We start from the raw sequence: 13,992 nt of genomic DNA on the forward strand, positions 1-13,992 counted from the left end.
AAGAGAAAAAATGTACCGGTTTTTATAGAGATATTCGTAGCTGTCCCCCCACCCGTAAAAACCGGCAGAATTCCCCGAATCGCCGGTCCGTCAATATTTTAGCGCAAATCGCTCACCCTTTCAATCGGTGAAAGAATTTCGGTAACACGGACACCGAAGTTTTCATCGATAACCACGACTTCGCCCTTGGCAATGGGTTTATGGTTTACAAGAATGTCCACCGGCTCACCGGCGAGCTTATCAAGCTCTATAATCGTACCCTCACCCATACCGAGGATTTCTTTTATCTGCTTTTTGGTACGTCCGAGCTCTACGGTCATTTCCATGTATACGTCCATGATAAGACCGATATTGCCCTGCTCCATTGCACTTACCGTTTGCTGCAAAGAAGGATATTGCACCGACTGTACATTCGGTATATTCATACCGGGCATAGCCATACCGCCCATTCCCATTGCACCCATACCCATACCGCCCATAGCCATAGGCTCTCCCATCGGAGCCGCGCCCATCCCCATCGGCGAACCGCCCATAGGAGCGCCCATTGCAGGATTTATGGAACCAAGCCCCGCCAGTTCCGAAGGTGAAAGCATACCCGAAGATCCTGCGGCAGGGGAAGCATCCGGACTTAAGGCTGAAGTAATAGATACGGCGGCTTCCGTAGAAAAAGCTTCCCATATTGTATATGAGTTACCGTCCAAAGTCAAATCATAAGAAACAACCGGAAAACTGTCTTGAGGAAAGCGCACCATAGCCTTCGGAACATGTAAGGATTCGGCCGGCCGGGATGCCAAACCGGGTAATTTTCCGGTACGTCCCAAATGGGTAATTTCGGTTCCCACTTGCTGTGATACGGCTTCGGAGACCACAGATAAGGCCATTTCATCCAGTTCCGGAGCATCTTCCTTGTTTACAAGCGAAGTAATTTTTTTTGCAAGTTCGGGGTCCATCAAAAACAGGTGGTCTCCCGTTAAGCCGGCGGTAAAATCCGTCATAACGGCGACAACCATTTCGGGTAATTTTTTTAAGACATCATCACGCGTTAAAATTTCAATCGAAGGAGGTTCAACTTTGGCATCCGCACCCGTCATCGTCTTTAAAGAACCGGAAAAAGTTTCCACGGTTTCCGAAACAAAGCCGGCTAAGACACCGGTATCAACCGGCGCGGAAGAAAAACCGCCGCCTGAAGAAGAGCCTCCGCCTCCCAAATCCACTCCCGATAACAGAGCATCTATCTCATCTTGAGAAATGGCGCCGTCACTCATACGCTTCATCTCCTTCCACTGATAATTCTTCAAATTCTTCGGCTTCAGCCTGATCTATCTTTCCGATAACCTGAACGGCCATTTTTTTACCGATAACACCGGGTTGACAATAAAACTTTTTTTTGTTCCCGACATTAAGGGTAAGCGGATCGCCTACCCGTATATTTGATAATCGGACAATATCGCCGACTTTTAAAGTCAAAACATCCCGGATAGGCAAATCTATGGAGCCGATTTCGGCAACCACGTCCATATCCACCGAAGACAGTTTTTCTTTTAAGACGCCCAAATACTGGGTAGTGGAACTCCTGCGCACTGACGAAAACCAAAACTGTGAAGACAGTTTGGAAATAATCGGCTCAATCGTAATATAGGGAATACAAAAGTTCATCATTCCTTCTTCTTCACCGATTTTCGTTTCGAGGGTAACCAAAACAACCATTTCCGAAGGCGGAACGATTTGCGCAAACTGCGGGTTTGTTTCGATTTGTCCCAAGCGCGGACGCAAGTCGATAACCTGGGTCCACGCTTCGCGCATATTCGCCAAAATACGAACGATGATTCCTTCCATTACGGACTGCTCTATATCGGTTAAGTCGCGCTGTACCTTTGCGGCGTGTCCCTGTCCGCCGAACAGGCGGTCGATAATCGAAAAGGTGATGGCGGGGTCTATTTCCAAAATGGCGTTTCCCTTTAGGGGGTCCATATTAATAACCGCCAGGGTTGTCGGGGTCGGAATCGAACGGATAAATTCTTCATAGGTCAGCTGGTCAACGGATGCAACGTGAACGTGGGCCATGCTCCGCAATTGGGCGGACAGGGCCGTAGTTGTAAGACGTGCAAAGGTTTCGTGCATGATTGATACGGTACGTATCTGTTCTTTAGAGAATTTATCGGGGCGTTTAAAATCGTATATCTTTATCTTTCGGGTATCATTGACCGGTTTAAACTCCTCACCGTCGGTATCACCCGAACTGATGGCCATGAGTAACTGGTCAATCTCATCCTGCGACAGAACTTCATTCATTCCTTACACCCTTTTCGGCAATCACTGCTCTACCACTTCGAATTTTAAAAACCGAACATCTTTTATGGAAGACGAGGTTAATATATCGTTTATATCGTTTTTGATTTCGAGCTTAAGCATATCTTCGTTTTGCGGTTTTAATTCGATAATCTTTTTACTCGAAAAATATTTACGCAAATAGTCCTGAATTTCTATTTTACGCGCGGTTAATTCGTTTGAGGCAACCTTATCGTCAACTTTGTACCCGAGCACTACGTTTACGATAACGCTTGCGGGAATGGGATCAATCGTTTTTGCGCGCACATCCGGCAGGGATTGATACCATTCATATACGTCGCGCTTGGGCGTATATTCCTGAGAAATGGGAACGGCCGTCGTAGAAGGCGCATTCGAATTGACAATCGACATGGTAATAACGACAACCGTTACGATAAGAATAATGGCTCCAACTCCGATTGCAGCCCATTTTAAGATTGTCGGCAATATACCGCCGAGTTTTCCGCCCTTCGAAGGCGAGGAAGCACCGCCTGCGTCACTGTCTTCAAAATTCAAATCGTCATCAGCCATACACTTATACCTCGCTTACATAGTATCATTAAAAATGACCTTCGTCCAGAATAATTATATCCACACGCCGGTTATAGGCTCTGCCTTCAGGCATATCTTCGGCAAACTGCGGCTGAGTATTACCGTAACCGGCAACGGAAAAACGCCTTTCGTCGGCACCGAAGTCCACCAGATAATGCAGTACGTTTACCGCCCGCGCCGCCGACAGCTCCCAATTGCTCGGCCACAACGCCGGATCGGGGGCAATCGAATCGGTATGTCCCTCTATTCTGAATTTGCGGTCTTTCAAATCGCTTAAATTTAAAAACTGCGCCAATTTTAACAAGGTTTCCCGCGTTTCATCGATGAGCAGTTCGGCGCTGTTTTCCCTGAAAAAAGAATCGGCAGCCAGGGTGACGACAAGACCGCGCTCATCGGCGGTAACCTTTATCTTATTGCTGTTTATTTCCGGCGCAAATATACTGACGGCCTTTTTAACGGCAAGACCCAAAACCTTACCCTTTTCCAGAGCAGGCAAAGAAGTAATCGTATTTCCCAAGTCGGCAAGCCGTCCTGCGGACAGGGACATACCGCCTGAAGTAGGATCTCCCTGCAGGGCGACGGTCAGCTGGGCAAGCTGAATTTCGTCTATTTCAGTCGGATTAAAAAGCATAACGAAAAAGCACAGCATCAGCGTAATCATATCGCCGTATGTTTCCAGCCATGCCTTCGATGCCTTGGGTGCTTCTTTTTTTTCCTTTGCCATGCTCTATCCCTTAGTCTTTGAGAACATCCGCTTCAAGAGCCCGTCTTGTCTGCGGGTCAAGATAGGTGAGCAGCTTCATAGCCAAGATACGCGGGTTGTCTCCGGCTTGGATTGAAAGTACTCCTTCTATAATCATCTCTTTGGTTTGAATTTCCAAGCTGTTTTGATAGGCAAGTTTTGCGGAAATAGGCGTTAAAAACATGTTTGCAAGCAATGAACCGTACAGGGTTGTAACCAGAGCGACAGCCATGTTCGGACCGATAGAGCTTTTATCTTCGAGTTTTCCCAACATACCTATAAGACCGATAACCGTACCCATCATTCCGTATGAAGGACCCAAGCCGGCCCAGTGAACAACCATGGAAATCCAATCCATGTGGCGGCTTTCTATGCGGTTAAGCTCGTTTTCCATAATGGTTCGTATAACGGCTCCGTCGGTACCGTCGACGACAAGGCGCAAGCCCGATTTCATAAAGGCATCGTCCAAATCTTCAAGACCTTCTTCCCAGGCAAGAATACCTTCGCGCCTTGCCTTTTCGGATAAGGCAACCATGTTTTGTACCAGAGATTTGCTTCCGAAATCGGGGATTTTAAAAATACGCGCGATGATTTTGAACATTCCCAAAACCCTGTTCATGGGAAAACTCAAAAACATTGCAAAAAACGAACCTATAATAACGAATATAAGAGAAGCGGCGTCCCAAATACCGCCCAAACCTCCTCCGGAAGAAAGGACGGAGAATACAAGAGACGCAAAACCGCCTGCAATACCGATAATACTTGCTATATCCATTAAGCCCTCCCGTTATAATTCATTTTTAAATGCGCCGATAAGACGGCGGTATGTAATAATTTTTTCCCTCATTTCTTCACCGGTATTACGCACTACCAGCCGTTTGCCGGACAGCATAACCAGCGTTAAATCGGGATTATTTTCCATGTATTCAATATGATGAGGATTTATCCAATATGTACTCCCATCCAAACGCATTACTTCTATCATACTATTTTCTACGCTAACTCCGTTACAGTCAAGTACCAAAAATGATTTTATTGCAATTTTTACAAAAAAATCTTCCGTAATTAAAGCGGTTCCCTCCCGCCCCGTTTATTTTAAACCTTCATTATTAATTATCGGAATTCGAAGGGGTAAGATTAAGAACAAATATTGCATACTCTTGTTTTTTTGCGTACAATAGCCCAATGCGCTTAACGGAATTACAAAAGGAATTAAACAGTGAACAATTAAAGGCGGTTGAAACGATTGACGGGGCCCTGCTTATCATAGCGGGAGCCGGAAGCGGTAAAACCCGCGTTATAACCTACCGCATCGCATGGATGCTTGAACAGGGTATTCCCCAAAGTCAAATACTCGCCCTCACCTTTACCAATAAGGCGGCAAAGGAAATGTCCGGCCGCGTAAAAGAGCAGACGGGAAAAAAGCTGCAAAACCTTACCGTTTCGACCTTCCATGCCTTCGGAGTGCGCATATTGCGAAACGATATAGTCAATTTGGGCTGGAGGGAAAATTTTTCGATTTACGATGAAACGGATAAAACCCAGCTTATAAAAGAAACGGGCCGCGAACTCGGATTTACCGCCGATGCCCTCGATGCCTATAAAATCGGCAATTTATTTTCGAATATAAAAACGGGCCGCTACACATGGCAAAGCGTAAACGATATGTACCGCCCCCTCTACGAAGAATATCAAAGAGGCTTAAAGCTGTACAATGCGGTCGATTTTGACGACTTGATTGTGCTTCCCATTAAACTGTTTACGGAGTACCCCGAAGTATTGGAGCGCTACCGCCAAAGATATAAATACATCATGGTAGACGAGTTTCAGGACACCTCTTTTCAGCAGTACAAGCTTATGAGCATGCTTGCCGATAAAAACGTTGCAGTGGTCGGAGACGACGACCAATCCATATACAGCTGGCGCGGAGCAAACTACGAAAATATCCGCATGTTTGAAAAAGATTTCCCCCACGTAAAAGAAATCCGGCTTGAACAAAACTACCGCTCGACGGAAACGATTTTGGCGGCGGCAAACGGCGTTATATCGCACAATACGAACCGTAAGGACAAGGAATTGTGGTCGGGAAACGGAAGCGGAAAACCGATAGAAATATATTTACCCGAAAACGAAGCCGCCGAAGCCGATTTTATAGCAGAAAGCATTCAGGGGCTGCGCGCAGGAGAAAAGCGCAATTACGGAGATTTCGGCGTTTTAATGCGGGCAAACACCCAAAGCCGCGCCTTGGAAGAAGCGTTTTTAGCCGCGGACATTCCCTATACTATGAGCGGCGGAACCGGCTTTTATCAGCGTAAAGAAATAAAAGACATTATAAGCTATCTTCGCGTATGCTCGAATCACTATGACGATATAAATCTTTTGCGCATTATAAATACGCCCAGGCGCGGTATCGGACGAAAAACAATCGAAAAACTGAATGCGGCCGCAGCGGAAAAGAGCTGCTCTTTATGGGAAGCAATCGAAAACCTGATAAAGAAGGGAAGTACCGAAGCGGCGGTACAGGCTGAAAAAGAACTTTCCGTATTTGAACACGAAGAAACGGAAACAGGGATACGCACCTTTCAAGCGCTCAGCTCTGAAAAAGACAAGGGAGTAAGCGCTTTGGAAGAATTTTACGATTTTATTGTAAAACAAAGAAGCGCTCTTTTAAGCGGCGGAGGCGGCCTTTCAAAAAAAGTACGTACCCTGGTCGAAGACCTGGACTATTGGAGTTACCTCGTAAGCGAGTACCCTAAAAACGAAAAAGCCGCACGTTACAAGCTTTTAAACATCGAATACCTTATCAATTCAATCGAAACATGGGAAAACAATCCCGACAATGCGGACACGGGCCTGTACAGTTGGCTTAACCGCATTACCCTTTTATCGCGCGACGATGCCGAAGAAGAATCGCTTTTAGGCAAGGTTAATTTAATGACAATCCATGCCTCAAAGGGTTTGGAATTTCCGGTTGTATTTATTGCAGGCTGCGAAGACGGCCTTATTCCGCACGCGCGCAGCCTTGAAGACGGAGAAGGCGGTATTGAAGAAGAAAGGCGGCTTTTTTATGTTGCGATTACACGGGCGCGCGATAAACTCTATATTTCTTCGTGCCGCAGACGGCGTAAAATGCAGACAACGGTCGAATGTACACCCTCCCCCTTTTTGGACGAAATCCCCGCCCATCTGGTAGAGTATCACGAACCGCCCGGAGAATTGAGCGACGAAGATGCCGCCGATATCTTTGCGCAAATGAAAAACCGCTTCGGCGGCACGGATTAAAATTACATTTTTTCTCTATTTGACAAAGTACGGAAACTATGATACTATCGGGGTAATACCTATATTTTTATAGATACATCTTTATTTACTCTTGAGGAGGAAAAATGAAAACCGCCAAAAAACTCTTGGTACTTTTCATTGCGGCCGCCTGTGTTTTGTCCCTGTCTTTTGCAAAAAAGCCGGCAAACGTGGCAGCCGCTCCGCGTGCCGTAACCGAAATGAAAGCCGGTACTTACACCGAAACCGTTCACGGTATGCACGAAGGTTTGGTAGTTGAAGTAAAACTTGCCAAAAACAAAATCGAAGCCGTTTCCGTTAAAGCACATAACGAAACACCTGGCATCTCCGATGCGGCCATCAGTGTTGTGCCCGCCGAAATCATCAAGCAGCAAAGCCTTTCGGTAGATACCGTTTCCGGCGCTACGATGACCAGCAAGGGAATCCTGGCTGCGGTTGAAGCGGCTGTCAAAAAAGCCGGCGGAAATCCTGCCGACTTCAAGACGGCATCTTCCGCAAGCGCTGCAGCTGCAAAAAAAGACTACAGCAGCACTCCGCCTAAGAGCTGGGATGAAACCCACGAAATTATCGTCGTAGGCGGCGGTTTCGCAGGTCTTGCCGCGGCTCACAGCGCCAAAGTAAACGGTGCAAAGGACGTTGTTCTTATCGAAAAAATGCCCTTTGTCGGCGGAAACTCGCAGATCAACGGCGGTGTTTATGCAGCTTATACGAGCAAAAAAGCCGCAGCGCTTCAAAAAGAATTGAACCTCGTTCCCGATACGGCCGAAAAGCACATTGCCGACACCCTCAAAGGCGGCGACTATATGGGCGATGAAGCTCTCGTAAAGAACATGGTTTACGGTTCCCCCTTCTACTTGGACATGCTGTTTGACAACGGTTTGGAAGTCCGCAAAACCTTAACCCGTCCGGGCGGACACTACGGTTACAGAACCTATACGACCATCAGCGGTCAGGGTTCCGACATCGTACAGGTTCAAAAGAAAATGGTCGAAAAAGCCGGCGTACCGATTATGGTAAACACGAAAATGGTAACCATTTACCGCGAACATCCCCTTTCGGGAAAAGTTTTAGGTATCGGCGTTGAAACCAAAAACGGTTTCAAAACCATGAAGGCTACCAAGGCCGTTATTCTTGCAAGCGGCGGCTTTGCCGGCGACGTTCCGATGCGTTCCCGCTATGTTCCCATGCTGACCAAAGAATTGCCCACCACAAACCACGTCGGTGCAACCGGTGAAGGTATTGTTCAGGCTCAAGCTATCGGAGCGGCAACTCTTCATATGTCCTACATCCAGCTCTATCCCTTCGCCAACCCGAACGGAGGCGTTTTGGATGCATATGCGGTTATCCCCTTCTCCGGCCCCAGCTCCGGTGTTGTCTATGTCGACTACAAGGGTGAACGCTACGTAAACGAAGGCGAGCGCCGCGACGTATGTTCCAATGCAGCTAAAAACTCCGGCGGTTTCCCCACCTTCTGTATTATGAACGAAGAAATCGTTAAAAAAGGCGGATTCGTAACCCCGGCACAGCTGCAGGGCGGTATGGAAGCGGACAGAATTTTCAAAGCCGACAGCCTTGAAGCATTGGCCGAAGAAATCAACAAGCGCACCTACGAAGGACAAAAAGTGTCCATCCCCGGTGCAAATCTTGCCGCAACCATCAAAAAACACAACGAATACGTAAAAGCCGGTGCCGACCCCGATTTCGGTAAGCGCGTCGACAAGGGTGTTATGATGACCATAGAAAGCGGCCCCTACTATGCAATTCCGCAGTGGCCTTCCGTCCACCACACGATGGGCGGTTTGAACATCACCCCGAACACCGAAGTCCGCGACATTTACGGAAACGTAATTCCCGGCCTCTTTGCTGCAGGTGAAATCACCGGCGGTATCCACGGAACCAACCGTTTGGGCTCCAACGCCGTTGCCGACTGCTGTGCAAACGGTTACATCGCCGGTCAGTATGCCGCAACCGGAACCTTACCCGACTTCATCAAGGGTAAATAAGGCTCCGAAACGTTTACGGGCTTGTTAAAAAGTCCGGTTTAAGCCGGACTTTGAAACAGCCTCGGTAAACTTATAAGGTGCTTGAAGCCTTCGATTTTTAATCGGAGTTTCGGGCACCTTTTTTTATTTAAAAAGATTAAAGCCTGCATCTTATAATTACGGGTAATAGGGGCATTCCCTATTACCCGCTTATAAAAAACCGACGGCTTTTGCTTGCCTTTTTTGCAATATCGGTTTATATTTCAAATATGAAACAATTACAAATTATAAAAAACAGTGCTTGTGTTTTATTAACAATGGCTCTGTTAAGCTGTACAAAGATGCCCGCTCATACCGATTCCGCGGCATCCGAGGAGTTTAAAATGACGGGAAACATGAAGGAAATATACCTTGCAGGCGGCTGCTTTTGGGGTGTTGAAGGATATTTTCGCCGCATTCCGGGAGTGCGCTTTACCGAAACGGGTTATGCAAACGGCAAAACCGATAAAACAAGTTACCGTGAAATAGCGGCCACCGACCATGCGGAAACGGTTCATATCGTATACGATTTTTCCGTTATAAGTTTGGAAGAACTGCTCGCACATTTTTTCAGAATTATCGATCCCGCCTCGGTCAATAAGCAAGGAAACGATGTAGGCCGCCAATACCGCACGGGAGTCTATTATACCGATGAAGCGGATGCCCCGCGCATAAAAGCTTTTTTTGATTTTGTGCAAAAAAAATATACAAAACCCCTTGCCGTTGAAGCCGAAAAACTTGCGCACTTTGTACGGGCCGAAGAATATCATCAGGATTATTTGGAAAAAAATCCCTTCGGTTATTGTCATATCGATTTGAATTTGGCGTCAAAACCCCTGTATGACGAAGAACGCTTCACAGTCCCTGCCGATACCGAACTCAAAAACAGGTTAACGGCCGTCCAATATGAGGTTACGCAAAAAAAGGCAACCGAGCGCCCCTATACGAGCGAGTACGACAAATTCGATAAACCGGGTATCTATGTTGATATCGTAACGGGAAAACCCCTCTTTTCTTCGAGCGATAAATACGATGCGCTCTGCGGCTGGCCGAGTTTTACCAAACCTATCACAACCTCCGCCCTCGATTATGAAGAAGACACAAGCCACGGCATGGTTCGCACCGAAGTGCTATCCAAAACGGGAGGCGCTCACTTGGGACACGTTTTTCCCGACGGCCCGAAATCAAAGGGGGGCTTGCGTTATTGCATCAACGGTGCATCGCTGAGATTTGTTCCTTATGAGGATATGGAAAAAGAAGGCTACGGCGATTATCTTCCCTATGTAAAATTGCGCTGATAGAGTTTGTCCGTAATAAGGTTCACCTCGGTCGATAGAGGTAAGGAGCCCAGCTTGTCGCGTACCGAATCAAGATATGAGTCATCACCGAGCAGGCTGCACACCCTATCGCAAATTTCTTTCGGATTTCTGATAAACCAGCCTACCTTATTACGGACGGCAAACTGCATGTTTCCCAATTCCTGTCCGTGAATATAGGATGAAATAATAACGGGCTTTTTGGAAACCAACACTTCCATAAGCGTTGCGGGCCCCGCCTTTATGACTGCGCAATCGCAAACCTTTACCATTTCATCCATATACGAAATAAAGCCCATCGGACGCAAATCGATTGAAGGATACAGCTGGGCGGTCAAATCAAGGACTTTTTTTGCGGCGGCATCTTTCCCGCAGACAACCAAAATAGTAAAAGTCACTTTACGGCGTATAAAATGCTGTACAATACGGACCGCATTCGGTAAGCCTTCTCCCCCGCCTGCCAATAATACAACCTTTTTATCGGCGGGAATACCGTGTTTTTTGCGTAGAGCAAGTAAATCGCTTTTTACGAGGGGAGTTAAGAACTTCGGACTGAGCAAAAAGGGCACTACGATGACATTCTTTTCAGGCACCGAACATTGTTTAACGGCTATATCCTTCGCACGCTGAGAAAAAACAAAGTATTTTATATCCTTTTCATAAAACCATGCAGTCGGCACGGTAAAAGGGTCGGTCACTATAACAGTAAAGGGAATGTTTCCTCCTAAACGGCGTAACGCGGTAACCGCCGAAGGTGTAAGCGCAAAATGAAAACTGACGACATCCGTTGCCTGAGATTTTTTAATCATTCTTTTTAGATACCATGCGGTATGAGGCGATATAACCATATTTATAAAACGCTGCATCCATTTTAACATCCCCAAATCATAGGTAAGACACCAGGCTCCCCGAACATAATTTGAGGCAAGCTGATAGCATTTTTCAAAGAAAAAACGGGCAAGATGATTTTTGGAATCAATACCGTTCAGCAGTTCAACACGGGCATCGGGATAGTTTTGCTCCATAACCTGTTTTAAAACATTCGCGGATGACCTGTGTCCCCCGCCGGTATTCAGATATAGGCATACAAATTTTCGCATAATGTACATTCTATAGGGAAGAAGACCTCCTGTCAATGTATATGTTTTTTTAAACCCTTGTAATTATTTTGTATCCGTGTTATTACTCATAGTTATGAGAAAACTGAAAAAAAAGCTATGCGCTTTTACGGTATTCGTATTTATAACCCTTACTCCCGTCTTTACTCATACGTTCAGTGCCGGAGCAAAGTTTTTCGGATTAAGTATGCATCCGCGGGGAGCCGCGAATGCACCTCTTATACCTTATAAATTCGATTCAAGAGGTATTTTTGTCCTTCATCCGGGTGTAACGCTTAATTTCGATTATTTTCTATGGAAAGACATCGTTTCGGTAAAAGCCGTACAGGGACTGTATGCCGATTGCGCAATGCAGTTTGCAGGCTTTTCTCACGTGGGATTCCGCATACGCTTGTTTAAAATAGGCCGATTTTCCATGAATACGGGCATAGGCCCCACCTTTTTATACCGCCAAAGCTGGTACAAGCTCCCCGGTTACAAGGATAAGCTTACCTTTTACCGCGGAACAAAGGATGAAGACTGGCAGTACCGTTTTATTCTATACGGAGGAGAAATCGAAAATAATATACAGGTAAACGACAAATTCGACGTTTCGATTTCGGTTATTCCCGGAGGGATCGATTTAATCAATGTCAGTTTCGGTGCAAGATATAATTACAAAGCACCGTAAAACAGTTTCGGCGCCCGGTACAACTACAAGGTTCGGTAAAACTGCCGAAAATAAGGATATGAACGACACAAGGGTACTCATAATTGCCGAAATAGGAACGTCCCACGGCGGTTCTATTGATAAGGCAAAACGTTTAGCCGATGCCGCCGCCCAAGCGGGGGCCGATTGCATAAAATTCCAGTGGGTATACGCCGACGAGATTTTGCACCCGAACACGGGTTATGTCAATCTTCCCGGCGGAAAAATAAGGCTGTATGACCGCTTCAAAGAGCTTGAAATGCCGCCGTCCTTTTTTGAAACGATGCGCGACTATGTACGCTCATTGGGAAAAAGCTTTATGTGTTCCCCCTTCGGCATACGCTCGGCGGAAGAACTGTTTGCCTTAAAACCCGATTATATAAAAATCGCTTCTCCCGAATTGAATCATTTTCCCATGCTGAAAAAACTGTGTACGCTTGAATCGGCTTTACCTGAAACCGGGCGGATTCCTCTGGTACTTTCAAGCGGGGTGTCTCAAATGAGCGATATAAAAAAAGCCCTTGAGGTTTTAAAACCGCTTAAAAAGCTTTTTCTCCTTCATTGCATTACAAGCTACCCCGCCCCGCCCGAAGAATACAATCTTTCACTTATAAATCTGTACACAAAGGAATTCGGCATAGACTCGGGAGTAAGCGATCATTCTTTAGACCCGTGCATTGTTCCGGTTTTATCGGTTGCATCGGGCGGACGTCTTATAGAAAAACACATTACCCTGTCGCGCAAAACCGGCGGCCTCGACGATCCGGTCGCCCTTGATCCCGATTTATTTTCGGACATGGTACAATCGGTACGCCGCTATGAAAAAATGCCGATTGAAAAAGCCCTCGAAGAAGCATATAAAGAATTCGGGGAGGAATTGTGCAAAAAAGTTATCGGAAACGGTGTAAAGGAGCTTGCTCCGTCGGAAAAGGCGAATTACGGGCGCACAAACCGTTCAATACATTTTATGCAGGGCATGAAAAAAGGCGATACGGTACGGGAACAGGATATAGGGGTATTGCGAACCGAAAAAGAATTGTCGGTCGGTATTTCGCCCGAATATTACGAAGCGGTTATAGGACGAAAGCTTGCCCGGGATATAAAAGCGGGTTCCGGCTTGCAATGGGAAGACTTAGCCGGCGCAGCACTTTGAAATGCGGTAAAGCCCCTTTAAGGTTAAATCCTTATCCACGCTTTCCAAGACATCGGTAATGGGCTTTATAACGCTGTTTAAGCCGCCCGTTGCGATAACTCGTATATCTTCGGCTTTACAGCCGGTTTTTGCACACAGGTCCGACTTTATGCGCTCGGTAAGCGATTCGGTTAAGCCCTTGTAACCGAGAACGATACCGGCTTGTATCGAATGAATCGTATTCGTACCCAATGCATCCGGCGGAGATTCGAGCGGCACCGAGGGAAGCTGGGCGGTATTATTGAACAAGGAGCGCACCGCCGTTCCCAAGCCGGGGGCGATGGCAACGCCTTGAACAGAGCCGTCCGCACTTATCGCCGTAAAAGTAAGCGCCGTACCGAAGTCGATTACAATGCAGGGGCAGCGCAAGCGCGCGTAGGCTTCAACCGCATTGCATACGATGTCGCTTCCGATTTGATGAACCGCCGTTTCCGGAATCTTTATCGGCAATTTATCAAAGATGGGCGGCGCGACAATGAGGGGTTTTTTCCCCGTCAAATTGACGACGACGCTTATAAAGGGCCCGATAAGAAGGGGAACGACCGAACTTAACACGGCAGACTCCACATCCGAAACCGAAACACCCGCATCGCGGAATAAAGAGCGCATAACCGACGTGTATTCGTCGGCGGTACGCTTGGTATCGCTGTAAATGCGCCGCTTAAACACAATACGCTCATCATCAAAGAGGGCGGCAACCGTATTCGTATTTCCTATATCCAAAGCTAAAAGCAA

The 13,992-nt window shown here is 46.8% G+C and carries 13 protein-coding genes; 5 read left to right on the plus strand and 8 right to left on the minus strand.

Features of this window, described 5'->3' with window-relative positions; translation table 11 throughout:
• Positions 1 to 98: 98 nt before the first annotated feature.
• Genes fliN through V1L52_RS07315 form a run of 6 tightly spaced genes read right to left on the minus strand, consistent with a single transcriptional unit; the run spans position 99 to position 4,607 of the window.
• Positions 99 to 1,265, minus strand: a complete 1,167-nt coding sequence (gene fliN, locus V1L52_RS07290) for a flagellar motor switch protein FliN (RefSeq protein WP_428768336.1) — start codon at positions 1,263 to 1,265, stop codon at positions 99 to 101.
• On the minus strand, positions 1,258 to 2,292 hold the full coding sequence (gene fliM / locus V1L52_RS07295) for a flagellar motor switch protein FliM (RefSeq protein WP_428768338.1): 1,035 nt from the start codon (positions 2,290 to 2,292) through the stop codon (positions 1,258 to 1,260). Before fliM ends, fliN begins: the two co-directional genes overlap by 8 nt.
• A gap of 21 nt (positions 2,293 to 2,313) precedes the next feature.
• Positions 2,314 to 2,859, minus strand: a complete 546-nt coding sequence (locus V1L52_RS07300) for a flagellar basal body-associated FliL family protein (RefSeq protein ID WP_428768339.1) — start codon at positions 2,857 to 2,859, stop codon at positions 2,314 to 2,316.
• Between the two features lie 28 nt (positions 2,860 to 2,887).
• Positions 2,888 to 3,604: a flagellar motor protein MotB gene (gene motB, locus V1L52_RS07305; protein WP_428768341.1), complete on the minus strand. Its 717-nt coding sequence runs from the start codon at positions 3,602 to 3,604 to the stop codon at positions 2,888 to 2,890.
• A 10-nt stretch (positions 3,605 to 3,614) separates the two neighbouring features.
• Complete coding sequence (locus V1L52_RS07310; RefSeq protein WP_428768342.1) at positions 3,615 to 4,397, minus strand: motility protein A; 783 nt, start codon at positions 4,395 to 4,397, stop codon at positions 3,615 to 3,617.
• A 12-nt stretch (positions 4,398 to 4,409) separates the two neighbouring features.
• Positions 4,410 to 4,607, minus strand: a complete 198-nt coding sequence (locus V1L52_RS07315) for a flagellar FlbD family protein (protein ID WP_428768343.1) — start codon at positions 4,605 to 4,607, stop codon at positions 4,410 to 4,412.
• Positions 4,608 to 4,807: 200 nt separating this feature from the next.
• Between V1L52_RS07315 and V1L52_RS07320 the strand changes: the two genes are divergently transcribed.
• From V1L52_RS07320 to msrB, 3 genes are all read left to right on the plus strand, one after another.
• On the plus strand, positions 4,808 to 6,904 hold the full coding sequence (locus tag V1L52_RS07320; protein ID WP_428768344.1) for an ATP-dependent helicase: 2,097 nt from the start codon (positions 4,808 to 4,810) through the stop codon (positions 6,902 to 6,904).
• Between the two features lie 104 nt (positions 6,905 to 7,008).
• Positions 7,009 to 8,925, plus strand: a complete 1,917-nt coding sequence (locus V1L52_RS07325; protein ID WP_428768345.1) for a flavocytochrome c — start codon at positions 7,009 to 7,011, stop codon at positions 8,923 to 8,925.
• 248 nt (positions 8,926 to 9,173) lie between these two features.
• Positions 9,174 to 10,241, plus strand: a complete 1,068-nt coding sequence (gene msrB, locus V1L52_RS07330) for a peptide-methionine (R)-S-oxide reductase MsrB (protein WP_428768347.1) — start codon at positions 9,174 to 9,176, stop codon at positions 10,239 to 10,241.
• Here the strand turns inward: msrB and V1L52_RS07335 are convergent.
• A complete protein-coding gene (locus V1L52_RS07335) occupies positions 10,223 to 11,368 on the minus strand; it encodes an MGDG synthase family glycosyltransferase (RefSeq protein ID WP_428771800.1) in 1,146 nt (381 codons plus the stop codon). The two genes, msrB and V1L52_RS07335, sit on opposite strands and share 19 nt — an antisense overlap.
• 85 nt (positions 11,369 to 11,453) lie before the next feature.
• On the opposite strand from V1L52_RS07335, the gene V1L52_RS07340 reads away from it, so the two are divergent.
• Together V1L52_RS07340 and V1L52_RS07345 are read left to right on the plus strand one after the other, a co-directional pair.
• Entirely contained in the window at positions 11,454 to 12,047 is a 594-nt protein-coding gene (locus tag V1L52_RS07340) for a hypothetical protein (RefSeq protein WP_428768349.1), read from the plus strand.
• A 58-nt stretch (positions 12,048 to 12,105) separates the two neighbouring features.
• On the plus strand, positions 12,106 to 13,218 hold the full coding sequence (locus V1L52_RS07345) for an N-acetylneuraminate synthase family protein (protein WP_428768351.1): 1,113 nt from the start codon (positions 12,106 to 12,108) through the stop codon (positions 13,216 to 13,218).
• Here the strand turns inward: V1L52_RS07345 and V1L52_RS07350 are convergent.
• Positions 13,198 to 13,992, minus strand: a complete 795-nt coding sequence (locus V1L52_RS07350; RefSeq protein WP_428768353.1) for a type III pantothenate kinase — start codon at positions 13,990 to 13,992, stop codon at positions 13,198 to 13,200. The two genes, V1L52_RS07345 and V1L52_RS07350, sit on opposite strands and share 21 nt — an antisense overlap.

This window comes from Treponema sp. HNW (assembly GCF_050320395.1).
Lineage (GTDB): Bacteria > Spirochaetota > Spirochaetia > Treponematales > Treponemataceae > Treponema_C.

Excerpts from the sequence above, each read along its gene's own strand:
- V1L52_RS07315 (WP_428768343.1), bottom strand. The coding sequence starts at position 4,607 with ATGATAGAAGTAATGCGTTTGGATGGGAGTACATATTGGATAAATCCT.
- V1L52_RS07300 (WP_428768339.1), bottom strand. The coding sequence starts at position 2,859 with ATGGCTGATGACGATTTGAATTTTGAAGACAGTGACGCAGGCGGTGCT.
- motB (WP_428768341.1), bottom strand. The coding sequence starts at position 3,604 with ATGGCAAAGGAAAAAAAAGAAGCACCCAAGGCATCGAAGGCATGGCTG.
- msrB (WP_428768347.1), top strand. The coding sequence starts at position 9,174 with ATGAAACAATTACAAATTATAAAAAACAGTGCTTGTGTTTTATTAACA.
- V1L52_RS07335 (WP_428771800.1), bottom strand. The coding sequence starts at position 11,368 with ATGTACATTATGCGAAAATTTGTATGCCTATATCTGAATACCGGCGGG.
- V1L52_RS07345 (WP_428768351.1), top strand. The coding sequence starts at position 12,106 with ATGAACGACACAAGGGTACTCATAATTGCCGAAATAGGAACGTCCCAC.
- V1L52_RS07310 (WP_428768342.1), bottom strand. The coding sequence starts at position 4,397 with ATGGATATAGCAAGTATTATCGGTATTGCAGGCGGTTTTGCGTCTCTT.
- fliN (WP_428768336.1), bottom strand. The coding sequence starts at position 1,265 with ATGAGTGACGGCGCCATTTCTCAAGATGAGATAGATGCTCTGTTATCG.
- V1L52_RS07325 (WP_428768345.1), top strand. The coding sequence starts at position 7,009 with ATGAAAACCGCCAAAAAACTCTTGGTACTTTTCATTGCGGCCGCCTGT.
- fliM (WP_428768338.1), bottom strand. The coding sequence starts at position 2,292 with ATGAATGAAGTTCTGTCGCAGGATGAGATTGACCAGTTACTCATGGCC.
- V1L52_RS07320 (WP_428768344.1), top strand. The coding sequence starts at position 4,808 with ATGCGCTTAACGGAATTACAAAAGGAATTAAACAGTGAACAATTAAAG.
- V1L52_RS07340 (WP_428768349.1), top strand. The coding sequence starts at position 11,454 with ATGAGAAAACTGAAAAAAAAGCTATGCGCTTTTACGGTATTCGTATTT.